Origin of the sequence: Paenibacillus algorifonticola (genome assembly GCF_000971975.1) — a bacterium.
Lineage (GTDB): Bacteria > Bacillota > Bacilli > Paenibacillales > Paenibacillaceae > Pristimantibacillus > Pristimantibacillus algorifonticola.
Genome location: NZ_LAQO01000043.1, coordinates 40,025 through 62,126, shown reverse-complemented (window position 1 = coordinate 62,126; position 22,102 = coordinate 40,025). Strand labels below are relative to the sequence as shown.

Genomic DNA, 22,102 nt, shown 5'->3' with positions numbered 1-22,102 from the left:
CGCCTGCACCCGCTTATACCCACTGAATGACCTGCTTTTGCTGCTCGGACAGCCGGAAAAGCTCCTGATCTTTGGCAGAAAAAACAGCCTGCTCCAGATTAGCGCCTTCAAAGCTCGCCCGCCCCAGCCTTGCGCCAACAAAGCTCGCTCCTGCCAAATTCGCAGCATCAAACTGTACACCAAGCAGTCCAGGGAAGCGGTGAAGCCCCTCTTTAAACGGCTGCCCACTGCAATGATCGAAGAGGGCTCCGCGCAAATCGGCATGCCGAAAGTCGGCATCCGTTAGTAAGGAATGCCGAAAATCCGCTCCTGCGGCGGAGCAAGCATTCCATCTTGATCCAATAAGCGCGCAGCTCTGAAAACTGCTATCGGTCAGCTCACTATGACTGAAATCCACATAACGCAAATCGGCTGCTTTACTCTTTACGCCCTTCAAAAATAGCCCCCGCAAGCTGTCATAAGGCTGAATGCCGCCTTGCCCTTGCCCCTGGTCCTGTTCCAGGCGATTTCGAATATCCCACTCATCGCGCGGCTCCTGATGCTCCACATAAACATCCTCGCTGAAATCCATATATTCGCCGACTCTCACGCGCAGCACAGGCGCCTTTGTGAGAGCCTTATATTCAGGCAGCTGAGTGGCTAGCGGCATAGCGATACGCGCAATAGCGACAACAAAAGGATGAAGGACCTTAAGCTGCCTGAGCACCATCCGCTCTACTTCGCCAGCCCTAATCTGATTCATATACGTTTTGCGCGCCCTGTCCAGCACCTGCCGGATAATAGGGATATCTCTATACAGCCAGCCTGCATCATACGCATGAAAGAAAGGCACGGGGTCGCCGTACCATTTTTCCGAATAGCCTTCCATCTTGTAAGTGAATGACTGATCCAAAGCGGAGGTGCGCAGCATTGAATAGTGAATAAAAGCAATCGGCCCCTTCCGTCCATTCTGCTGAAGAAAATGCAGATGTCCGCACATCTGACGGAAGGAATCGATCAAACCGTCAACCAGCCCTGCTTTATTTTTCAAAAAATAATGCTCCAGCTCTACAATCTGCTGTGCAAACGCCGGCATGCCATGATGCTCGGTAAAATGCTGGATCACCTGCTGTTTATTCATCGCGATATGCGCCCTTCTAATTCATTTTGATTTCTTCGCCATCTACCTTGACGAGGCTGTCGCCCAGCGTAATCGTATTCGCTTTGCCGCTCAGCTCGATTTTACCCGCTGACAGCTGAATGTTTTTGGCCTTCATCATCATGCTGCCGCCTGCATTTATGCTGATGTTTTGATCGCTCGTGATTTGGATGCCCTGCGCATCGCTGATGACAATGGACATGCCGCCTGCCTGAATGACGATCTGATGCGGCTCCAACACAATTTCTTTTCCGTACTTCGTGCGAAAGCTTTTGCGGTCCGAATTGGACATCCAATCCGAGCCATCATCCTTCGCCCCGCCAGAAGCGGAGGCAGCTGGCGCAACAGCCCGCGATGCTGCCGCTGTCCCTGTTGATCCACTTGCTCCTGTTGAACCTGATGAACCGCCCGATGACTTGGCATCAGAAGTCGCTCCACGTTTGACCGAGCTGATTGCGTAGCCTTCTTCTTCCTTGCTGCTAGGAAAATAAATCCGAATGTTGTCGTTCTCTTCCGGCATGCAGTACCAGCCGGTGTTGCCCTCCGAGGCGTAAATCGTGGAATAGGGGAACCAATAATCCGTATTTGGGTCCTCCTGATCGTCCATATCCAGCTTGGCGCGAACCGTATCCTTATTGATTTTGACGACCGTCGCTTGGATGGAAGCTCCAATAATCGCTTGATTATATTCCTTCTTTTGCCGCAGACCTTTCCTGGGGAACAGCTGATAGGTGTGGGTGAGAATACTATTTTTCATACAAGATACTGCGCGGCCTACAACAAGCTTTCTGGCTTTAAAAAGCACCTCGTTGCCGGGAACCAGCAGCCGCTCGCTCTCTACCTCATACACGGTGTAGTCCTGATCATCAATGCCGGGCACATCATTTTCTACGGCGTATTGATACTCCGAAACCCGTTTCTTCGCGGTATAATGCTTGGTCACAAGCTTGCCCTTATCCTGATCCTCTGGCAGCCCCAGAAAGAAGCATGGCGCGCTCATTTCAGCCGCAGCAACTAGCACCGTATGAAACCGCGAAGCGATACGCTTCAGAAACTGCCAATCCGTCTCCTCATACTGCATCACTATCGTTTGAATCGCTTTGCCTTGGCTGGCTGCATCTATACAATCCGCTTTGGAATAATTAGAAATGACGGCATCCACCAGCCCGCTATAAGACAACTTCGGATTTTGAAAAGAGCGCTTATTCCGCTTGACGTCCAGCAAATACGTATAGGAAACCGCTTTGACCTCGATATAATAAATGCCGCGAACCGCCTTTACCTCCACATCAAGCACAAAGCCACTGAACAGCACCTCGTCCTTTCCTGTCTCCTTGTCCTTCAACAGCACCTTTACCGGTGTCTGTGCAGTGGTCTGATTGACATAGCTATCCTTCTTCTCTTCATGAATCACGCCTGAAAACATTAAGTAAGCATGGTTATTGACACTTTTGACGACTTCCAGTTCATGCAAACGGACAAGCTCATAGGAGGTAATTCGAATATCTCCATAATTCAGCACTTGATCACCCATTCGTTTGTTTCTCCCTCTCAGATGGTAATTTGTATATGTTTAACTATATTTTATTTCTATCATTATCGGCACTTTTTACAGGAAAGTTAATACAATTATAGTAATTTGAATTAAAAATAGTCATGACTAATACAGAAAAATATTATAATCTTGTATTTTATAACTGTGATATTTAGCTGTTTCCTCTAATTGATTTGCCTGTACTTATCTCCAAGCTCTTGCTAAAAGGAGCTTGAAAACAGAAAAAACCTAACGCTAAATTCCAGCGTTAGGCCCGTGCCACCAAGAAACTCTCAGTTGTCTTACTACTAAAATGGAGCTGTGCTACTCCATGTCCTACTCAACGTACAGTGTTGATTTTCAATCCTATTTTAACCTTCGCTATCCAGCAGTTTATTAATATATACAGCCCCATGCTCACGAACATTTACAACCAGCACCGGGGTATCCAGCATTCCGCCAATCCATGACATATAGGCCTCCGCATGCTCGTTAGGAATAATGGTCAATATCACCCCTGCGAATCCTCCGCCATGAATTCTGCATGCACCGTCGCCGATATTTTTCAAATAGTTTTCGGTCAGCGCGAGGGCAATGGCGATCTCTTGATTTTGAATAGCTCCGCTTTGATAAACGTTCTGAAGCCATTTCCACGAAGAATTCCCCGATTCCGTAATGAGCGTCAAGAAATCATTGAACCTGTTCTCCTGAAGCGCTGATACCTGCTCATCCACACGACGATTTTCCTCAAAGAAATGCAGGGCGCGCAGCACAGCCCGGTCTCCAGCCGCTTCTCTAACAGCCTTCAAATTAGCGTAAATATCCTCTGGCGCTAAATCCCGACAGACAGAAGCTCCTAGCGATTTGGCTACTGCATACATCTCGTTAGGTACCGCCGCATAATCCTCCGTTAAATCAGCATGATTCCCGCCTGTATTTACAATGACCAGCGAGTAGCCATTTTTCTGAAAATCCCATCGAACGGGCTTTATTACAGGCTCCTTAGGCGTTTCAAAATCAATCGCGATTAAACCGCCATATGAGCAGGCCATTTGGTCGAGCAGACCGGACGGCTTATTCCAATAACGATTTTCAGCAGATTGGCCAATTTTAGACATGGAGACGGCATCGAGTGCCCCATCATTATAAAAATGGTTTAAAATCGTACCGATCAGCATTTCGAAAGACGCGGAAGAGCTTAACCCCGACGCAGAGAACACATTGCTCGAAATATAGGCATTGAAACCGCCTACCTGAAAGCCTGCCTCAATAAACCCAGCGGCAATGCCGCGAACCAATGATGTCGTGCCATCATCTCCAGATCTAGGCTGTAAATCCTTAAGATCAATCACGTATTTCGTTTCATAGCCTTCCGAGAAAAAGGTAATAACAGGCTCGTCTACTTTCACCGCCGCCCCAATCGTATCCAGCGTAATGCTTCCGGCTAGAACCTTTCCGTGATTGTGATCCGTATGGTTGCCTCCAACCTCACATCTTCCTGGGGAGCTAAACAATCCAAGCTCCTGCTCTCCGAAATACACCTGAAAATGTTCCATAAGCGATTGATACCGGCTAGTTTGCTCCAAAAGCTGCTGCTTGCCATACATTTGGGCAAGCAACGCTTGTCCCTCGGCCGTTTGCAGCCTATTTAGCATTTGATTACTCATTTTAATTCCTCCTATAGGTCACCATTAATAGACTTAATAAACTTGCTAGACTTAAACGGTACATCGCTTGATTCGTATTTGCAGCCACTTCATTACGATTATCTCAGATAACACCCATATAAAGTAGGGCACGAATGCAAGATGTATACACTCTTCTTAAACGTCTAGTTCATCCTCCCCAATTCACGCCCTATATAGGAATATTTCACTATTTTTTACAATTTCCTATCACTACAACCTAAGCTCGCATGCTAGAATATGGACGAACGCTAAGATTAATGATTCATGGGAGGAATTGAATTGATGAAGCTCACACAACGAAAGTCATCAGTGACACACAAATGGATCAAGTCGCTTATCGCTCTATCGGTAGCTATTCCGCTGCAAGCTGGTTTATGGGGCAGCACTTCTGCGGTTCATGCTGAAGGCCCTGCAGATCCGGCACCCTTTATCCAGCCTAAAGTCGTGAACGAAAACGCTGGCAAAAAGATTTTGTTCGACAATACCCATGCCCAGACGGCTGGAGCAGCAGATTGGGTCATTGACGGCGGCTTCTCTGATTTCGGTGACGCACTCGCCAATGATGGCTATTATGTTCAAGAGCTTCGCAAAACAACCCCGTTTACCTACAATGATCTGAAAGATTACAGCGTGTTCGTCATCGCGGAACCCAACATTCCTTTTAAAGCAACAGAACAAGCTGCTATGACGCAGTATGTAGAGAGCGGCGGCAGCATTTTCTTCGTTGGCGACCACTATAATGCCGATCGCAACAAAAATCGCTGGGACGGCTCTGAAGCAATCAACGGCTACCGCCGCGGCGCGTGGACAGATCCAGCTCAAGGCATGAGCGCTGATGAGCGCAGCTCGGAGGCCATGCAAGGCGTAACCAGCTCAGACTGGCTGTCCGACCATTTTGGCGTTCGCTTCCGCTACAACGCACTTGGCGATATAACAGCCAATCAAATTGTGCCGCAAGAACAAGCCTTTGGCATCACTGCTGGCGTATCCACTGTTGCGATGCATGCGAGCTCCACGCTTGCGATTACCGACCCAACCAAAGCTAAAGGAATCGTATACTTGCCGCAAACGAATCAGGCTTGGGGCAGCGCCGTAGATCAGGGCGTTTACAACGGAGGCGGTATCGCCGAAGGGCCTTACGTCGCCGTTTCCAAGCTGGGAGCAGGCAAGGCCGCTTTTATCGGAGACTCTTCCCCAGTTGAAGATGCTTCCCCAAAATATTTGCGCGAGGAAACCGGAGCGCGGAAAACAACCTATGACGGCTTTAAAGAGCAGGACGACGGTGTATTGCTCGTTAATTTGGTTAATTGGCTCGCCGAGCAGGAAAGCTACACCAATCTGACCGAAGTTAACGGGCTGCAATTAGACAATGCCACGGTATTGCTGCCTTTCGAAAACCCCGCTGCTTCGACGGAGCCGCAACCAGAACCATGGTCCGCGCCGAGCGCAGGCTACAAATGGTATGACCGCTCTACGTTTAAGCCTGGCTCGTACGGCGGCCCAACAACGAGTGCCAATGCCGCTTACAGCTTCGTCAAGCAGGCAACGCTTCCGAATGCGCAGGATTTTCAAATCCGCGTTGTCGCCGACAATTTGCCTGCCAATACGACCGTATCGGGCTTTAGCGCCGGCATTTATTTGAGTGGAGGCACGCAGGTCGCCATGGTGCAAAATGAAAACGGCACATGGCCGACTGCCTACGGCTACAGCTCAACTTTTAGTGTCACATCGGATAGCAAAGGACATGCCTTTAAAGATTTGACCGTCCGTATTAAATCCGGAACGTCCGGTGCAGCCAATTTGCGCCTGCGCTTGAACGGAAGCAATCTGCTTACGAACGCAGTAACTGTGGGCAATGTGCCAGCAGAGCCGCTTCCCGAAGAGGAAGGCCCGATTCCCGCTCTGATCCCCATTGCAGAGGCTCGCAATCAATCGGTCGGCTCGACCGTAACGGTTGAAGGCATCGTGACGACCGAGCCGGGCTCATTTGGCGGACAAGCTTTTTATTTGCAGGATGACTCAGGCGGCCTTTATGTGTTTCAAAGTACAAGCGGCTTCCATCAAGGCGACCGCATTAAAGTGACCGCTGCTACTGCTCTATACAATTCGGAGCTTGAATTGACCGATATCGTCGCCATCGAAAAAACCGGCACAGCGCCGCTGCCAGTTCCCGTTGCCACAGACCGCATCTCGGCTAATAACCAAGGGCAGCTTGTTCAGCTTTCAAATGTAACGATTCAAAACTTGGCAAGTGCAACGCCTGCCGGTTCTTTCGAGTTTGATGCCGTCGATGCTGCTGGAGTCAGCAACCATATCCGCGTAGACACACGCACAGGCCTATCGCTGGCTTCATTCCCTTATACCGAGGGCCAGCAGATTAGCATTACGGGCGTTGCCGCTATTTTCAGAGATGTCTATCAATTAAAGCCCCGCGGGCTCAGCGATTTCACCCTGCAAGGCGATACGGCGGCTCCGGAGACAACGGCCTCCCTTTCCGCTTCGCCTAATGAGGCGGGATGGCTGAACCAAGACGTTTCGGTCACCTTGACAGCAACCGATGACACAGGCAGTTCCTCCCCTCTGCGTACAGAGTACGCTGTCAACGGGAGCGTCTACCAAGCCTATGAAGCTCCATTCCCTATTAGTGAGGAAGGCAGCTCTATGATTTCCTTTTTCTCAACGGATGCAGCTGGCAATAAAGAAGCCGTTCAATCGTTAACGGTCAAGCTCGATAAATCTGCACCAAATGTTATATTGACACAGTCTGGGGGCGCGATAGCGGATGCTTCCGAGACAGATACGCTTATTTTTGCGCTGAGCAGCTCGGATGCCTTGTCTGGTGTAGCTAGCGAGCAACTGCTGCTGGACGGCCAGCCTGTTAACAGCCCTTATTCCATTACTGGCTCTGAACTTGGTCTGGGCGCTCATACCATTGCCTACTCCGTAAAGGATTTTGCCGGCAATGAAGCATCTCATCAAGCTTCTTTCAGCATTACCGGCCAGCCGCTTGCGACAGGCGCTCCGGGGAAGCCCGTGCTTTCGAGCAACAATGGCTATGATACAGGCTTGCAGGACGGCGATTATACGATATCCCTGAATATGTGGTGGGGCAACAACGGGACGAGCTATAAGCTGTATGAAAATGGCGAGCTCATCGATAGCCAGACGCTGCCTGATGTCTCCCCCTCTGCCCAGTTTGCGCAAACTCATGTAAGCGGCAAGGCCAATGGAACGTACACCTACACCGCTGAGCTTACCAATGCCAAGGGGACAACCCGCAGCGAGGTCCTAACGGTACGCGTTACCGATGCGTCTCCGGGCAAACCCGTCCTTTCTCAAAACAACTGGGACGGTGACGGCCAATACAACATTACGATGAACATGTGGTGGGGAACGAACGCGACGGAATATCGTTTGTACGAAAATAACGAGCTCATCGACACCCAGTCTCTGAAAGCAGCTGCTCCTGCCGCTCAAAGTGCCATAACAGCACTATCTGACCGACAGCCTGGAGCTTACGAATATCGTGCCGAGCTTGTTAATGCAGCAGGGGCGACAACGAGTGAAATAATCACTGTTCACGTTACGGTTCAGAAAACAACTATAACGAGCTAGGCTAACCATTGTTTGCTCTCGTGCCTCCCTTTTCGGAGACGCGAGAGCTTTATTTTAGCGTTATATGCAGCATCATAATTGGTACAAGCGTCTATCCTGCTGTAACCTTCCAATTATCCGCGCGAGGCGCGTCCAGCGGCTGATGCCTGCGAATATAATTTTCAGCGAGCATCGCCATATCTGTATCACCAGCAAAAAGGATCGGTTTGCCTGCGTACATCGCATAATTGCCGCCGCCAGCCGCACGATAGCTGTTCATTACAACCGAATATGGGGCATCCATCTGCAAAGGCTCTCCGGCGCGAATAAGCTTGACCACCCGGCTTCCTTCCGCCCGCGAAATATCCAGCTCATAGTCAATGCCTGCCCACATATCGTAGTTATAATGCTGCGCCTTCGGCTCCATGTAATACGGATTTACAATAATATCCCCTTGCTCGTCCAGTGAAAAATAACACGCGGCCTGCTCCAACGCATCCCGAATGTCCTGCCCGCTTAGCTCCAATACCGTCAGCGTGTTGGGATAAATGAAATTCGATAATACATCCCGCATCGTCACTTTGTTTCCAAAACCGCGCGACTCCTCGCTTAGCAAAGCAGCGTTAGATAGCTGCGCTCCCGTAGCCTCCATCTGAACCTGATGGACAAAAGCAAGAAACGGATGGGCAGCCCGCCTCAGCTCGGCTGCATTCTGAATCGACAGATCGCCAATGATTTCGCCAATCGGCTGATCCAGCCAAGCTTGCGTACGTCGCTCCAGCTCATCGGTTAGCGCTAGGACAGCGGCGTCAGGCAAGGCAGACTCCTCTGGATAAAGCAGCTCGGCTCGCTTGCTCGTCATTTCCCAGCGCCCTTCGGGCTGCCGCTCCAACTGCACCGCGACATGAGCAGCAGATGACCCGTTATAGCCCGTCTGCACAATCGTGACGCCATGCAGCTCCTCCGCAAATGAACGGTGCTGATGCCCGGTGAGCAATACATCTATGCCTTCCACGTCACGGCAAATGGCATAGGCTTGATTTTCACCCGTCAGCGGTTCGGCTAGCTGCCCCGTTGCAAGATCATTTTCGAAGCCCCCGTGATAGCTGACAATAACGATATCCGGCCGTTCTTTCTCGCGTATGTGCTGGACCCAAGTCCGAATCGTCTCTAACGCATCCAGAAAACGCAGCCCTTTTATATTTTGAGGCTGCTCCCAGTTGGGAATGTAGTGGGTGGTTGCCCCCAGCAGGGCGACTTTTACGCCAGAAGCCATTTGCTTGATGATGTACGGAGGGCCGAAAGCAGGCTCTCCACTCTGTGCATCGACGATATTAGCCGACAGCCATGGAAACTTTGAAGCCTGAACAGCACGGTTCAGCATATCCAGGCCATAATTAAATTCATGATTGCCCATGACAGCAGCATCATAGCCAAGCTCATTCAACACCTCTATAAAAGGATGCGTGTCATAACTGTCTTGAAATGCAGCAGCGTAGGAGGCCAGCGGCGAGCCCTGCAGCAAATCCCCATTGTCCACCAGCAGCAGCTCAGGTGCCCGTTCGCGTTCCCGCTTGATTCGTGCTGCCAATAAAGCCAATCCGTTATGGCTGTAGGCATTGGTCGGGTAATGGATCGGACGGATCGCTCCGTGCAGATCACTAGTCAGTATAATATCGCAAGTGTACTTGTTCGTTTGCGTCATAAATAAGCCTCTCCCTCATTGCAGCATCGATTCTGCCTATGTAACTATTCTAGCAAAATCATTTTCAACTGAGCAGTGCAGAAGGTTATTTTACAAATAATTCATTTATCGTTGATACTCCGCAAATATAGATTGAATATAGTAAGCAAGTGCCAAAAAATACAATCTCTTGGAGGGTTTTTGATTGAAAAAGATGTATGCCTTTATGTTGCCACTGTTACTGACTACGCTCTTGCTTGGAGCTTGCGGAACGAACAATACAACTGGTTCTGCTGGCAGCGAATCCGCTAGTCCAAGTTCAAGCCCATCCGCAGCTGCCTCAACTGAGCCAGCACCAACAACAAGTGCAGACACCGGCTATGTGCCTACAACATTGACTGTCCAATTCGTCCCTTCACAAAATGCAGACACGCTTGAGGCGAAAGCAAAACCGCTTGAGAAGCTCCTGGGAGACAAGCTTGGCATTCCGGTAAAGGTTAGCGTATCGACTGACTACAACACGATTATTGAAGCCATGGCATCCAAAAAAGTAGATGTAGGCTTCCTGCCTCCAACTGCTTATGTGCTGGCTAAAGAAAAAGGCGCAGCTGAAGTTATTTTGCAGGCACAGCGCTTTGGCGTAAATGATGAGACTGGCGCTCCTACCGATCAGCTCGTCGACTTCTACAAATCCTTGATTGTTGTAAAAAAAGACTCGCCGATTCAATCGGTTGAAGAGCTTAAAGGTAAAAAAATCGCCTACCAGAACGTTACGTCCTCCGCTGGCTTTGTATGGCCTGCTGCTCTCCTGATGGACAAGGGCCTGAACCCGCTTAGCGATGTACAGCCTGTAACGGTTAAAGGCCATGACCAAGGGGTTATCGCAGTGCTCAACGGCGATGTTGATGCTGCGGCGATTTTCCAGGATGCCCGCAATACCGTCATGAAGGATTATCCTAAAGTGTTCGAAGATACACGTGTGCTTTCGTTTACAGAAGCGATTCCTAACGATACGATTTCTGTCCGTTCCGACATTAACGCGGACTGGGCCGCTAAAATTACACAAGCTTTTATTGATATCGGCAAAGATACAGAAGGACACGCCATCATTAAAGAAATTTATTCCCATGAAGGCTATGTGAAATCCGATGACAGCAAGTTCGATATCGTTCGCCAATACAATGAAAAAGTAAAAACCGAGTAGTACGATTTTTCGTCCTGCACAGTGCGGCACAGGACAGGACAAGCCAGTTCAGCGCAAGCGTGCGCTGTGCTGGCTTGTTGCATTGCTGCCCGCTATGCTCAAACCGAACTTGAACCGAAAGGAATGACGTCATGATTGAGCTTCGTCAAGTATCTAAAGTTTATCCCAATCAGACCAAGGGTCTGAACAATATTAATCTCACCTTCGAACAAGGCGAGTTTGTTGCGGTTGTCGGATTATCTGGCGCAGGCAAATCTACGCTGCTGCGCTCGATTAATCGGCTGCATGACATTAGCGAGGGCGATATCCTCATTAACGGCAACTCGATTACGAGTGCCGAAGGCCATGAGCTGCGGATGATTCGCCGCGACATTGGCATGATTTTTCAAAGCTTTAATCTCGTCAAGCGTTCCACCGTGCTGCGCAATGTGCTGGCAGGCCGCGTCGGCTACCACTCTACTCTCCGCACCATATTCGGCCGTTTCCCCAAGGAGGATGTGGATTTGGCGTTTGAAGCGCTGGAGCGGGTTAATATTTTGGAAAAAGCTTACTCCCGCGCCGACCAGCTCTCTGGCGGACAGCAGCAGCGTGTCGCGATTGCGCGCGTGCTGGCACAGGAGGCGAAAATCATTTTGGCGGACGAGCCTGTCGCTTCCCTAGATCCGCTTACTACGAAGCAAGTCATGGATGACTTGAAACGAATTAATCAGGAGCTGGGTATTACGACGATCGTAAATCTTCATTTTGTCGATTTAGCGAGGCAATATGCGACGCGAATTGTCGGGCTGCGTGCAGGCGAGGTCGTATTTGACGGCCCCGTAGCTGAAGCTACGGACGAGCGGTTTGCCGAAATTTATGGCAGGCCTCTTCTTGAAGGCGAGCTGCTGGGAGAGGTATCGGCATGAAAAACCCGCTTGAATCTGGTACGAGGCAGACCGCCCGTCCCCTGCCGCCAACGCGCACGAAGCATGTGCTGACTGCGCTGCTTATTTTGCTGCTGCTTTGGGGCAGTGCCGTGCAGACAGAAGTGAGCTTTAAGGAGCTGATTGAAGGCTTTCCGAACATGCTCGATCTGCTGCGCGAAATGTTTCCTCCCCGCTGGACCTACTTTGATAATATCGTGGATGGCATGCTGGAAACGATTCGCATGGCACTGGTCGGCACAACGATTGGAGCGATTATCGCCATACCCGTGGCGCTGCTGTGCGCGGGCAATTTAATGCCGCATCGCTGGGTATATTATCCGGCAAGGTTTCTGCTCAATTTGGTGCGGACGCTGCCCGATCTGCTGCTCGCCGCCCTGTTCGTCGCGGTTTTCGGACTTGGGCCAGTGCCGGGCATTCTCGCGCTTGCCGTGTTTTCGGTCGGTTTAATCGCCAAGCTGACTTATGAAACACTGGAAACGATAGACCAGGGGCCGCTTGAAGCGATGACGGCGGTTGGGGCAAACGCTATTCAGCGCATCGTATTTGGCGTAGTTCCACAAATTTCGGCTGCCTTTATGTCGTACGTACTGTATACCTTTGAAATTAATGTACGGGCAGCAGCCATTCTCGGCCTTGTTGGGGCTGGGGGCATCGGCTTGTTCTACGAAGCGACCCTTGGCTTTCTCGAATATGACAAAACCGCTGTTATTATTTTATTCACGCTGGCCATTGTTCTTTTTATTGATTTTGCAAGCACGAAGCTGCGGGAGAAACTATTATGACGACGAAAAATGGGGATCATCTCATCCAAAAACCGCGGAAAAATCCGCTTCGGTGGCCGATTATTATTGCACTAGCGCTTGTTTATATTTGGGCGTTCTCTGGCGTCCCGTTTACCGGCTTTAAAGAGACGGCAGGTCAGATCATGAAGTCGATTATGGCGGGCATTTTTTCTCCCGATTGGGGTTATGTATACTTGCCGGAAGGCGAGGATTTGCTGCGGGGGCTGCTGGACACGCTGGCTATTTCGATACTCGGCACGGTTATCTCGGCTGTGCTGTGCATTCCGTTCGCCTTCTGGTCCGCACGCAATATGAGCAAATATCGGCCGATTTCCGGCTCGGGCAAAATCATGCTCAGCTTCATCCGGACGTTTCCGGAAATTATTATGGCGATTCTGTTTATTAAAGCGGTCGGCCCGGGCTCTTTCGCCGGTGTTCTTGCCCTCGGGCTGCATTCAATTGGTATGCTCGGTAAGCTATTTGCGGACGATATTGAAAATATTGATTTTGGTCCTTCTGAGGCGCTGCTTGCCTCTGGAGCAACGCGTATGCAGCAGCTTTGGTTCGCTGTGCTGCCTCAAGTGCTGCCGGGCTTTCTGAACTACACGCTGTATCGCTTTGAAATCAACGTCCGCTCGGCTACGATACTGGGCGTCATTGGCGCTGGCGGTATCGGCACGCCGCTTATCTTCGCACTGAGTACCCGAAGCTGGCCGCGAGTCGGCATTATTTTGCTCGGAATCGTGGTAATGATTACCGTCATTGACCTGATCTCCGGCTATGTGCGCAAGAAGCTGGTGTGAGGAAGGATAGGCGGAGTAGGAGCCACGGAAAGCAGCATGGTATCTGAGTGAAGTACCCCTTAGAGTAGACATTGGAAAACCCTTATGGGAACCGATGATGCTTTAAGGGGTGTTTTTTTATAATGAAATGTTTGACTAGACTTCATTAAATTAACGGGCAGTTTAGTTGAAGATTAACTCCGGTGAACCGTATCACAAGTAGGGCGGAATTTTTTCCAAGGAAAGGATTGGGCGATCTTCCGCATTTCAACCCTGATCTCGATTTCGATGAAGGACCTGCTTCGGTAAGAGAACTACGGACACAGCTTAGGGAGGCAAATGATGTACTTTTATGTACATCGGAATATGGGAATGGCGTGCCCGGTGTGTTAAAAAATGCCTTGGATTTGAATGCTGGGATTGTAGAAAGAGGGAGCTATTTAATATTCTTCTTTAGTAACAGTAGACGTTCCAATCCCACTGCTCATTTTTTTGAATAGCAAGATGGCAAGAAGTAATGCAACGCTTACAGCAGCCAAACCTACCCAATTCAAATTCAGAACAGAGGTACGACTGATGACAAGGCCGCCTAATCCAGATCCTAGCGCAAAACCAAATTGGATGAAGGAAGTATTTACGCTCAGGGCAATGTCTGGATTTCGAGGTACCAGAGTGACCAAAAATAGCTGCTGAGCAGGGGAAATGCTCCAGGTTGCTAACATAAAGATCATTAAAACTAAGATTAATACAATGATATTGACACCAGCTAGAGTGAATAAAAGGAGCATTGCTCCCTGTAACAGGAGTCCAATACAAATTGTGAATTTCGATCCCTTTGTATCTGCCAATTGTCCACCCACTTTGGATCCGATGAAGCTGCAAATTCCCGCTAGGAATAAAACACCGCTAATTTCGGTTATGGAAAGAGAGGATACGGCTTGCAAGAAAGGTGTAATATAAGTAAAGAGCGTAGAGTAACCACCAATATAAAATAAAGTAATAGCCAAGGCAGTTACAATTTTTGAATCTTTTAAAATAGAGAGCTGCATCCTGAGGGTAACAGCTTCTTCTTCTCTGATTGTAGGAACCTTTTTATAGATGATAAACAATGGAAGAACGCTTATTATACCGATCAAAATAAACAAAACTCTCCATCCAAACAGCTCGCTAAAAAATGTGCCAGCTGGAACACCCAGAACTAACGAACTACTGAGCCCCATCAAAATAATACCGATGGCATTGCCCCTTCTTTCTTTTTCGACGAGTCGTGTCGCTACTGCCATGGCTACTACGGTAGCGATTCCTCCGCTAGCCCCTTGAATAATTCGTACCCATAGTAATGTTTCGTAAGAAAGGTTTGCAAGCATAAGTCCGTTGCTGGTAATAAACACACTGAGGGCAGCCATCAGTAGCTTCTTGCGATCCATATTTATTGTTAATGCAATCAGAATCGGAGCAACAATGGCCGCTGCGAGAGCAAATACAGTCACCAGTAAACCAGCTTCGGAAGTAGATACTCTCAAGTCCATGGCGATCATTTCAATGACTCCTGTAATAATGTATTCAATGGTTCCAATTAGAAAAACAGCAAGTGCTAGGACATATATAATCAATTTATTTTTCAATTTAATCCGCTCCTCCTCAGTTTCATTCAAGCAAGAAACTTTTTAGACTTTTATCTATAAATACGGAATCTGGTTCATGCTGTCCAATGCCTGCGCAATGCCCCCACTTGGATTCAATCGGGAGGAAGAATGCATTTGGTATATGTCGTGCTTCATATTTGTTATCCTGGGGAGGGAAGAAAAGGTCTGTACTTCCCGGCATAACCAGGGCCCGTGCTGTTATCCTGCTTAATGCAAGGTCAAAATCGCCGTTATACGTCGGATTAGCGCTAATGTCACCTGTAATTCCGGTACGTAACATGGTGATCAGGTCATTAGCGTCAAAGGTCAAAAATACTTGATCCCAGTAATCGACGAGATATTCCTCCAGTGTGTGGTAGCCCTCTTGCTGATAGAGCTGCTCTAGATAATAAGCCTGAGAGAACCCCCAAGCCGCGTAGACTCGACCCATGGCTGCCAATCCCGTTTTGGGTTTCTGCGTGTAAAAGCCATTTTTCCAAGCAGAATCAGCCTGAAGGGCAGCGATCATTCCTTCAAATACAACCTTTGCATGTGGCCGGGTCATGGCAGTCCCGCCGAATGGAGCGATTCGTTTTACCATATCGGGATAGCTTGCCCCCCACTGAAAGGTCTGCACAGCGCCTAGTGACCAACCTACAACGAGGGCGATTTCTGCAATACCAAACTTTTGATTCACCAGTTGATGCTGCAGTCGCACATTATCATAAATCGAAATCAGTGGAAAATTTGCTTGATGATAGGGCGATGGCGTATTGCTTGGCGAGGAGGAGAGTCCATTGCCCAACATATTAGGGACGATGATAAAATATTTTTCTGGATCCAGTGCCTTGCCAGGTCCGATTAACCATTCGTTATCAGTATGCAAGCCGGCAAACCAGGTGGGATATACAATCACATTATTTTTGGCTGCATTTAGCATGCCGTATGTTTTGTAGGCGAGAATGGCATTTGGCAGAGTGTCACCGGATTGCAGCAGAACATCTCCTAGTTCATAAATTTCATAATCTCTCATATAAAAAAACTCCTTTTCATAGCTAAAGTATGGGCTGTCTTACTTGTCATCACTCTACGATACTGCTATTGTTAAGTCAAAGAAACGTTTATGAATAGAACGTTCATTTTTTTTGAATTAAGGAGCGGGAACTCGATGGAATTGCGCCAATTAAAAACCTTTTATACGCTTGCGTCCACACTCAACTTTACCCGAGCTGCAGAAGTGCAGAAATATGTCCCTTCAACGGTTACGATGCAAATGAAGGCCTTAGAGGAAGAATTGGGTGTCAAGTTGGTGGACAGATTGGGTAAAAATGTGACTTTGACCGATGCAGGGAGAACGTTCCTGCGCTATGCAGATAACATATTGAGTGTGGTTGAAGAAGCACAGCATGCCGTCAAGCAATCGGGGGAATTGACGGGTACGGTAATCATAAGTGCCGATGAAACGTTGTGTACGTACCGGCTGCCGGCTGTATTGCGCCAGTTTCGTTTGTGCTATCCAGGGATTCGGTTAATGTTTCGACCGCTGGCTAATTCGAACCTCAAACAGAGCTTGCGTGAAGGGGACGCTGACATTATTTTCATGCTGGATGAGGACAAGGGCGAGACAGGATTTTGCGGTGAAAAAATGCTGGATGAGCCCTTTTATCTATTGGTATCACCAGATCATCCTTTGGCTGCACATACTGCATTGGCCATTGAAGATTTTCATGGCGAGACCTTTTTGTTGACGGAGAAGGGATGTTCCTATCGCACTTTTTTTGATCGAAGTCTTTCACAGAGGGGCATGGGGGGAATTACCGAATTGGAGTTTAACAGTGCTGAGGCTATTAAACAATGTGCGAAAATAGGAATGGGCATTGCCATATTGCCTGAAATGGCCGTGATAGGAGAAGTGAATCGGAGAGAACTGGTTCCGTTGCCGTGGGATTTGACCGCCACATCGTTTGCAACCCAAATGTTTTGGCATGAAGAGAAGTGGATCTCGCCTGCAATCGAAGCCTTTTTGAGCTTGACCAGAGAAACATTTTTGAAAAATAACACCTAAAGAGATTTCGCGCACAGGTGTGTAATTAGAATGATATTTTATCCGACATGGGATCGTAAAGGGTACTCCGGACAGTTTATTCAAACCGAACGCTAATGCGACTAGATCTGAATCGTTACTCATGATATTACGCATGCTGAATGCCAGTCTTGATCATTTGCTAGATTTAGAATATAAGAATAGAGTCGCTTGAATTCGGCAGGTACTGGTCAAACGGTATATGCTATTTTGTATGCGGCTAAGATGTCGACAGAGTGTTTCGTCGCACTGGATTTTTCGCCGATAGACCTGTTAAGCTGAACCGTATCACAAATAGTGGTAAAGCGGCAAGTTGAGTTGAAGGTTGAAGCTTCGATGCTAAATCTATGAAGAAGCGCGTAAAGACCCAACTCATGTGGAATCCGTCATATATGCCGAGACGAGACCTTTATCAGGAATAGTTCTCCATCATTTGATATAAATAATTTCGAAAGTCTTCAACATAGGTTTTGGGCTCTACAACTTTTAGATGAGTGCCGAAGCTTGCTAAAAATTGAAATCCCATACGATTTTGAGGGACATAAATGGTTGCTAATAAAAATCCAGAACTATGGTCTTCAATATTTCTTCGACCATACCTTTCGATGATTTGATCTTTTATGCTAGGCGATATCCATGCCTTAATCGTGACGAGTTGCGGTAGATAACTTGCTTCGTGTCCTTGCTCTGACCAATCGTCTCTAGGATGACACGCGCGTTCATCCATCGTAATATGATCGATCCGAGATAACTTGAATGTTCGATATCCCTGTCGATGTAAACAGAATCCTTTCAAGTACCAACTCGATTCGCTAAAATGCAGCTCATAGGGCTCGACCATTCTATTCGTTACAGCCCCGTCTTTATCTGTATAATCAAACGAAACCAGCCTTTTCTTTAAAATGGCTTCTTGACATGTCTTTAAGGTTTCAAGAATCTCGGACCGACCTTCCCAATCATAAAACGACAGTTGAATGGAACGATTCAGAGACAATGGACTAACCATTGCCTCTATTTTTTTTATCGTTCTTTCAACTTCTTCAGTACGGAGGATTTGTTCCAATCCGCCGAGCGCAGTTAATATATTCTGTAAATCAGAGCTGCTTAAAAGGCGTTTATCAACCTTGTATTCATCCATTATGCCGTAGCCGCCTTTGACCCCATTGACAGAGTAGATCGGGATGTTCGATAAGCTCAATGTTTCCATATCGCGAAGGATCGTTCTTTTGGAAACATTGAATAGTTGTGTGAATTCCTTTGTAGAAACAACCTCTTTTTTCAGCAATATCATGATAATCGAAATGAGTCTCTCCACTTTGTCCATAATTGCCCTCTTTTTTCTACATGATTTCAGAACGGTGACACTAACATGTCACCTTTTGTCCATTATACTACATGTATCACAAGAAGGAGGTTTTGATTTCCGCCCCAAAGGTGCCGAGCGAATTACAGAAAATGATTACAGAGGATCATGATGTGCCCGTTTTTCTAAAAGCTAAGGAGGAAATGCAATGTTTAATCCAACCGATTTTCCCAAGCCCACCCTTATTTCAGTCAACGGTGTGGAACTCGAAGTCTTTGAAGCAGGCCGACAAAATGCCGGAGAACCCATTGTCCTCTGTCACGGCTGGCCAGAGCATGCCTTTTCTTGGCGCCATCAGATGGCCGCCCTTGCCGCAGCGGGCTACCATGTCATCGTCCCAAACCAGCGGGGTTACGGCAACTCATCCCGTCCGACCGAAGTAACAGACTATGACATTGAACACTTGTCGGGTGATCTCATCGCACTTCTCGATCACTACGGATACGAAGATGCCACCTTTGTCGGTCATGATTGGGGTGCAATGGTCGTTTGGGGACTGACCTTATTGCATCCAAACCGTGTAAACAAAGTGATAAATCTGAGCTTGCCTTACCAAGAGCGCGGAGAAAAACCCTGGATCGAGTTCATGGAAGAAATACTTGGCGGCGACTACTATTTTGTCCACTTTAATCGACAGCCAGGCGTCGCGGACGCCGTATTGGAAGACAATACGTTCCGGTTCCTTCGCAACATGTACCGAAAAAACGAGCCACTTGGAGAGCCAGAGCCGGGAATGGTGATGATCAATCTTGCCAACGCAGAAACACCACTGGGTGAGCCCTTGATGAGCGACAGCGAACTGGCTGTTTTCGTCTCCGCCTTTGAAACATCAGGGTTCACGGGCAGCATAAATTGGTACAGGAACCTTGACCGCAACTGGCGCTTATTGGCGGAAGTGAACCCAATCATCCAACAGCCGACCCTCATGATCTATGGTGACCGGGATGCGGTTCCGAAGTCTGAAATATTAACAAATTTCGTGCCCAATGTGGAAGTGGTCAATCTGGATTGCGGTCATTGGATTCAGCAAGAAAAGCCGGAAGAAACAAACCAAGCGATTTTGAGATGGCTGGAACAGCAGGATGCCACCTAGTCCCAAGAGCGTTTCAAGGTTGAGCCTGCCCTCCGGCTTGACCGGAGGGTGGAATGAGACGCGGTCACCGTCTTCGAGGTGAATGATTGGGCACCGCTACCCGGTAGGGCTAGGACGTGTCTCCTAAAGGCGCGGCGGTCGTGAGCCGTGCGGGCGGCGTTCGGTGTGGTCAGCGTGTTGAGGGTGGGCAAGGGGGCATGATCAGGCTCATGGGTCTGATCTCCGAGTACTTCGTCGCTTCGACGGACGACGCCGCCGCGTTGATGCTGAATAGATTCGCTTAGCAAGCAAAACTTAGAAGGACAATAAGGGCACCCAAACAGGGTGCCTCTTGATTTCGCGCTATCGAAAATACGTAGAAAAAACAACAAATGATTTCGCCTTAGAGATGATACGCTGAACCTTACCATAAGTGAAGACGAAAACTTTATTTAGGGGAAGTGACCTAACAATACAATTAGCCAGAATAGCTTGATGTGAATGAAGAAAACAACACTAAGTGTGAAATGCACTCGTGTTGTTTATTTTAATATCATCCTAACTTCTATCTCATACATGCTGTTGTTAGATAGAGTTTATGTGCAGCAAAATTCTTCCGCGTCCATGTCTTGCTTCGCTTTTCTCCAGTGCTTTATTAGCTTGGTTTAGCGGAAATATGGAATCAATCGCTGCTTTAATCGTACCGTCGGCAATTAATTCCGTTAAGGTCTGCACATTCGCGTATGTTGGGAATTTGGTATTAAATTTAGCTGTAACGCCATGCTTTTGAGCGTTCTCCTGAGATGGAGCCTGCGTCAAAGAGACGAGAATTCCCCCCTTCTTCAGAACAGCCCATGATCGATTCTCGGTCTCGCCTCCAATGGAATCGACGATCAGATCCACTTCTTGTACAACGTCTTCGAAAGCCGTCATCGTATAATCGATAACTTGATCTGCCCCCAAAGACTTGACGAAGTCCACATTAGAGGTTGAAGCCGTAGCGATCACGTTAGCTCCCTTCCATTTGGCCAGCTGAACGGCAAACTGTCCAACGCCGCCTGCTGCAGCATGAATAAGAACGGTTTGTCCAGGCTGGAGTTCACCTTCAGTGAACAACGCTTTCCAAGCCGTTTCCGCTCCAGCTTTAATCGTTGCTGCATCTTCAAAGGTGAGTATATCCGGCATCTTAACTAGTTCCTGGACTTTCGCAATGCCATATTCTGAGTAGGCTCCTCTAATACTGCCAAAAATACGATCACCAGGCTTGTAATCCGTTACACCTTGCCCTACCTCTTCGACAACTCCGGAAGCGTAAAATCCCGGAATGTAGGGGAATGTTACAGGAAAAACCTCTTGAAGCCAACCGTTACGGATTTTATAGTCTAGCGGAATAATCGTAGCATATACGATGCGAACGAGCACTTCATCCGTTTGCGGTTGGGGACGTTCAACCGTTTCTACCTTCAAGACATTTGGACCACCATATTCATTGACCAGAACGGCTTGCATTGACTTATTTGACATGCTTATCTCTCCTTTATTACTCATCATTTATTAAAATTTTCAGCTAAGTTTCTAAAGAGGCAGCTATTTTTTTTGCCAGAGCTACAAACTGCATTTTTTCTTCGTCATTGAGAGCTTTCGTTGTGATCTCTTCCAGCTTGCTCCAAGCCTGAATCACTCTGGGTTCAACTTCACGCCCTGTTTGAGTGAGTGAGTGATACGATGGTTACGCGTTTATCTTCATGGGAGCGGCTGCAGGTGACCAGCCCCTCATCTTCCAAACGACGAACGGATTTGGCTATTGTCGAATGATTAAGACGCAGCGACCTTGAAAGACTATTCTGTGATTGGCTGTCTCGATGCCTCAACTGCATCAGTACGAGCTCCTGCCCTGGGTATAGGCCTGCTTCGCGAAGCAGCTGTCCTGCATTTCTATGATGTGAACGAGCCATACTGAATATAGAGAAGCTTACGGGAAAATGCGTTACCGAACTGATTTCATTTTCACTGGCTTCGTTATTGATGTTTTTCTTTAATAGTTTCATCCCTCTTTTCAATTGTGTGGTCGTCAACATATTTTATTAAACACAAGATAACATTTAAATATATTGCCGTCAACATAAATAGAAAAGCTGCCATATAGGCAGCCCGGTGATAATATGCCGATAGACTCGATAAGCTCAACCGCACCATCGTCTAATAACAACAGGCCATTCTGCTAACGATGAACGTCAGATCGGATAATTATGCGTATAATATTTTTAATTGTATTTGGTGGGTTTGGTCTGCTAAACGTTCTTATACTGAGTTTATGATTACAACAACATTAAGTTTCAAAAATCAAAAGAGAACAACAAAAGCAATGATAAAATGATTTAAAATAAGCGGATATCACGGATTACCTTTTCCGAACAAGCTTTCAATCAGCTCCCATGTCTTCGATTGTGAAAATACATTAAAATCCTCCGCCACCAATAACGTCAGTACGAATAAAAATCCACCAATAACAAGCAGACTTACCTTCTGCCAACGCTTGTACATCGACATATATCTCGGATAAATCAGCGAAATCGTAAAAATAATCATGACAACGATGGCTAGTATTTGCAGGGCTATGCGCATGA

19 protein-coding genes are annotated in these 22,102 nt (G+C 47.8%); 9 read left to right on the top strand and 10 right to left on the bottom strand.

What is annotated here, in order from left to right; all coding sequences use genetic code 11:
• Positions 1–13: 13 nt before the first annotated feature.
• From WH37_RS29210 to WH37_RS29200, 3 genes are all read right to left on the bottom strand, one after another.
• Positions 14–1,120, bottom strand: a complete 1,107-nt coding sequence (locus WH37_RS29210) for a pentapeptide repeat-containing protein (RefSeq protein ID WP_046234177.1) — start codon at positions 1,118–1,120, stop codon at positions 14–16.
• A 16-nt stretch (positions 1,121–1,136) separates the two neighbouring features.
• Positions 1,137–2,672 (bottom strand): hypothetical protein, encoded by a 1,536-nt coding sequence (locus WH37_RS29205; RefSeq protein ID WP_046234176.1) that lies wholly within the window; start codon positions 2,670–2,672, stop codon positions 1,137–1,139.
• Positions 2,673–3,043: 371 nt separating this feature from the next.
• Positions 3,044–4,339: a galactokinase gene (locus WH37_RS29200; protein WP_046234175.1), complete on the bottom strand. Its 1,296-nt coding sequence runs from the start codon at positions 4,337–4,339 to the stop codon at positions 3,044–3,046.
• Positions 4,340–4,642: 303 nt separating this feature from the next.
• Here WH37_RS29200 and WH37_RS29195 point away from each other — a divergent pair, with 303 nt between their 5' ends.
• Positions 4,643–7,975, top strand: coding sequence for an OmpL47-type beta-barrel domain-containing protein (locus WH37_RS29195; protein ID WP_046234174.1), 3,333 nt, complete (start codon positions 4,643–4,645; stop codon positions 7,973–7,975).
• 91 nt (positions 7,976–8,066) lie between these two features.
• Here WH37_RS29195 and WH37_RS29190 read toward each other — a convergent pair whose 3' ends face one another.
• The gene (locus tag WH37_RS29190) at positions 8,067–9,659 is read right to left on the bottom strand and encodes a bifunctional metallophosphatase/5'-nucleotidase (protein WP_046234173.1); all 1,593 of its coding nucleotides are present in this window, start codon (positions 9,657–9,659) and stop codon (positions 8,067–8,069) included.
• A 205-nt stretch (positions 9,660–9,864) separates the two neighbouring features.
• On the opposite strand from WH37_RS29190, the gene WH37_RS29185 reads away from it, so the two are divergent.
• From WH37_RS29185 to WH37_RS35070, 5 genes are all read left to right on the top strand, one after another.
• Positions 9,865–10,842, top strand: a complete 978-nt coding sequence (locus WH37_RS29185) for a phosphate/phosphite/phosphonate ABC transporter substrate-binding protein (protein WP_177218082.1) — start codon at positions 9,865–9,867, stop codon at positions 10,840–10,842.
• Between the two features lie 131 nt (positions 10,843–10,973).
• Positions 10,974–11,747, top strand: a complete 774-nt coding sequence (gene phnC, locus WH37_RS29180; protein WP_046234171.1) for a phosphonate ABC transporter ATP-binding protein — start codon at positions 10,974–10,976, stop codon at positions 11,745–11,747.
• The gene (phnE, locus tag WH37_RS29175; protein WP_046234170.1) at positions 11,744–12,550 is read left to right on the top strand and encodes a phosphonate ABC transporter, permease protein PhnE; all 807 of its coding nucleotides are present in this window, start codon (positions 11,744–11,746) and stop codon (positions 12,548–12,550) included. Before phnC ends, phnE (WH37_RS29175) begins: the two co-directional genes overlap by 4 nt.
• Positions 12,547–13,353, top strand: coding sequence for a phosphonate ABC transporter, permease protein PhnE (gene phnE / locus WH37_RS29170; RefSeq protein ID WP_046234169.1), 807 nt, complete (start codon positions 12,547–12,549; stop codon positions 13,351–13,353). The genes phnE (WH37_RS29175) and phnE (WH37_RS29170) overlap by 4 nt, the downstream gene beginning before the upstream one ends.
• 182 nt (positions 13,354–13,535) lie before the next feature.
• Positions 13,536–13,832, top strand: coding sequence for an NADPH-dependent FMN reductase (locus WH37_RS35070; RefSeq protein WP_082111060.1), 297 nt, complete (start codon positions 13,536–13,538; stop codon positions 13,830–13,832).
• On the opposite strand, the gene WH37_RS29165 is transcribed toward WH37_RS35070, so the two are convergent.
• Positions 13,773–14,957: an MFS transporter gene (locus WH37_RS29165; protein WP_046234168.1), complete on the bottom strand. Its 1,185-nt coding sequence runs from the start codon at positions 14,955–14,957 to the stop codon at positions 13,773–13,775. The genes WH37_RS35070 and WH37_RS29165 overlap by 60 nt on opposite strands.
• 22 nt (positions 14,958–14,979) lie before the next feature.
• Positions 14,980–15,990, bottom strand: coding sequence for an alpha/beta fold hydrolase (locus WH37_RS29160; protein WP_046234167.1), 1,011 nt, complete (start codon positions 15,988–15,990; stop codon positions 14,980–14,982).
• Between the two features lie 135 nt (positions 15,991–16,125).
• Between WH37_RS29160 and WH37_RS29155 the strand changes: the two genes are divergently transcribed.
• Both WH37_RS29155 and WH37_RS37585 read left to right on the top strand, forming a co-directional pair.
• A complete protein-coding gene (locus WH37_RS29155; RefSeq protein WP_046234166.1) occupies positions 16,126–17,022 on the top strand; it encodes a LysR family transcriptional regulator in 897 nt (298 codons plus the stop codon).
• Positions 17,023–17,062: 40 nt separating this feature from the next.
• Positions 17,063–17,215 carry an S-layer homology domain-containing protein gene (locus WH37_RS37585; RefSeq protein ID WP_082111062.1) on the top strand — a complete coding sequence of 51 codons (153 nt, stop codon included), beginning with the start codon at positions 17,063–17,065 and terminating at the stop codon, positions 17,213–17,215.
• Positions 17,216–17,452: 237 nt separating this feature from the next.
• Here WH37_RS37585 and WH37_RS29150 read toward each other — a convergent pair whose 3' ends face one another.
• Positions 17,453–18,364, bottom strand: coding sequence for a helix-turn-helix transcriptional regulator (locus tag WH37_RS29150; RefSeq protein ID WP_046234165.1), 912 nt, complete (start codon positions 18,362–18,364; stop codon positions 17,453–17,455).
• Positions 18,365–18,551: 187 nt separating this feature from the next.
• Here WH37_RS29150 and WH37_RS29145 point away from each other — a divergent pair, with 187 nt between their 5' ends.
• Complete coding sequence (locus WH37_RS29145) at positions 18,552–19,496, top strand: alpha/beta fold hydrolase (RefSeq protein ID WP_046234164.1); 945 nt, start codon at positions 18,552–18,554, stop codon at positions 19,494–19,496.
• 564 nt (positions 19,497–20,060) lie between these two features.
• Here WH37_RS29145 and WH37_RS29140 read toward each other — a convergent pair.
• The 3 genes from WH37_RS29140 to WH37_RS29135 all read right to left on the bottom strand — a co-directional run bounded on the left by WH37_RS29140 (position 20,061) and on the right by WH37_RS29135 (position 22,100).
• The gene (locus WH37_RS29140; RefSeq protein WP_052737289.1) at positions 20,061–20,999 is read right to left on the bottom strand and encodes an NADP-dependent oxidoreductase; all 939 of its coding nucleotides are present in this window, start codon (positions 20,997–20,999) and stop codon (positions 20,061–20,063) included.
• Between the two features lie 170 nt (positions 21,000–21,169).
• Positions 21,170–21,352 (bottom strand): MarR family transcriptional regulator, encoded by a 183-nt coding sequence (locus tag WH37_RS37580; RefSeq protein ID WP_414812545.1) that lies wholly within the window; start codon positions 21,350–21,352, stop codon positions 21,170–21,172.
• Positions 21,353–21,869: 517 nt separating this feature from the next.
• Entirely contained in the window at positions 21,870–22,100 is a 231-nt protein-coding gene (locus WH37_RS29135; protein WP_046234163.1) for a hypothetical protein, read from the bottom strand.
• Between the last annotated feature and the right edge of the window lie 2 nt (positions 22,101–22,102).

What these genes read in the sequence shown, in the direction of transcription:
- WH37_RS37580 (WP_414812545.1), bottom strand. Translation starts at nt 21,352, where the DNA reads ATGCAGTTGAGGCATCGAGACAGCCAATCACAGAATAGTCTTTCAAGG.
- phnE (WP_046234169.1), top strand. Translation starts at nt 12,547, where the DNA reads ATGACGACGAAAAATGGGGATCATCTCATCCAAAAACCGCGGAAAAAT.
- WH37_RS29145 (WP_046234164.1), top strand. Translation starts at nt 18,552, where the DNA reads ATGTTTAATCCAACCGATTTTCCCAAGCCCACCCTTATTTCAGTCAAC.
- WH37_RS29140 (WP_052737289.1), bottom strand. Translation starts at nt 20,999, where the DNA reads ATGTCAAATAAGTCAATGCAAGCCGTTCTGGTCAATGAATATGGTGGT.
- phnE (WP_046234170.1), top strand. Translation starts at nt 11,744, where the DNA reads ATGAAAAACCCGCTTGAATCTGGTACGAGGCAGACCGCCCGTCCCCTG.
- WH37_RS29205 (WP_046234176.1), bottom strand. Translation starts at nt 2,672, where the DNA reads ATGGGTGATCAAGTGCTGAATTATGGAGATATTCGAATTACCTCCTAT.
- WH37_RS29185 (WP_177218082.1), top strand. Translation starts at nt 9,865, where the DNA reads ATGTTGCCACTGTTACTGACTACGCTCTTGCTTGGAGCTTGCGGAACG.
- WH37_RS29160 (WP_046234167.1), bottom strand. Translation starts at nt 15,990, where the DNA reads ATGAGAGATTATGAAATTTATGAACTAGGAGATGTTCTGCTGCAATCC.
- WH37_RS29190 (WP_046234173.1), bottom strand. Translation starts at nt 9,659, where the DNA reads ATGACGCAAACGAACAAGTACACTTGCGATATTATACTGACTAGTGAT.
- WH37_RS29155 (WP_046234166.1), top strand. Translation starts at nt 16,126, where the DNA reads ATGGAATTGCGCCAATTAAAAACCTTTTATACGCTTGCGTCCACACTC.
- WH37_RS29195 (WP_046234174.1), top strand. Translation starts at nt 4,643, where the DNA reads ATGAAGCTCACACAACGAAAGTCATCAGTGACACACAAATGGATCAAG.
- phnC (WP_046234171.1), top strand. Translation starts at nt 10,974, where the DNA reads ATGATTGAGCTTCGTCAAGTATCTAAAGTTTATCCCAATCAGACCAAG.
- WH37_RS29210 (WP_046234177.1), bottom strand. Translation starts at nt 1,120, where the DNA reads ATGAATAAACAGCAGGTGATCCAGCATTTTACCGAGCATCATGGCATG.
- WH37_RS29135 (WP_046234163.1), bottom strand. Translation starts at nt 22,100, where the DNA reads ATGCGCATAGCCCTGCAAATACTAGCCATCGTTGTCATGATTATTTTT.
- WH37_RS29200 (WP_046234175.1), bottom strand. Translation starts at nt 4,339, where the DNA reads ATGAGTAATCAAATGCTAAATAGGCTGCAAACGGCCGAGGGACAAGCG.
- WH37_RS29150 (WP_046234165.1), bottom strand. Translation starts at nt 18,364, where the DNA reads ATGGACAAAGTGGAGAGACTCATTTCGATTATCATGATATTGCTGAAA.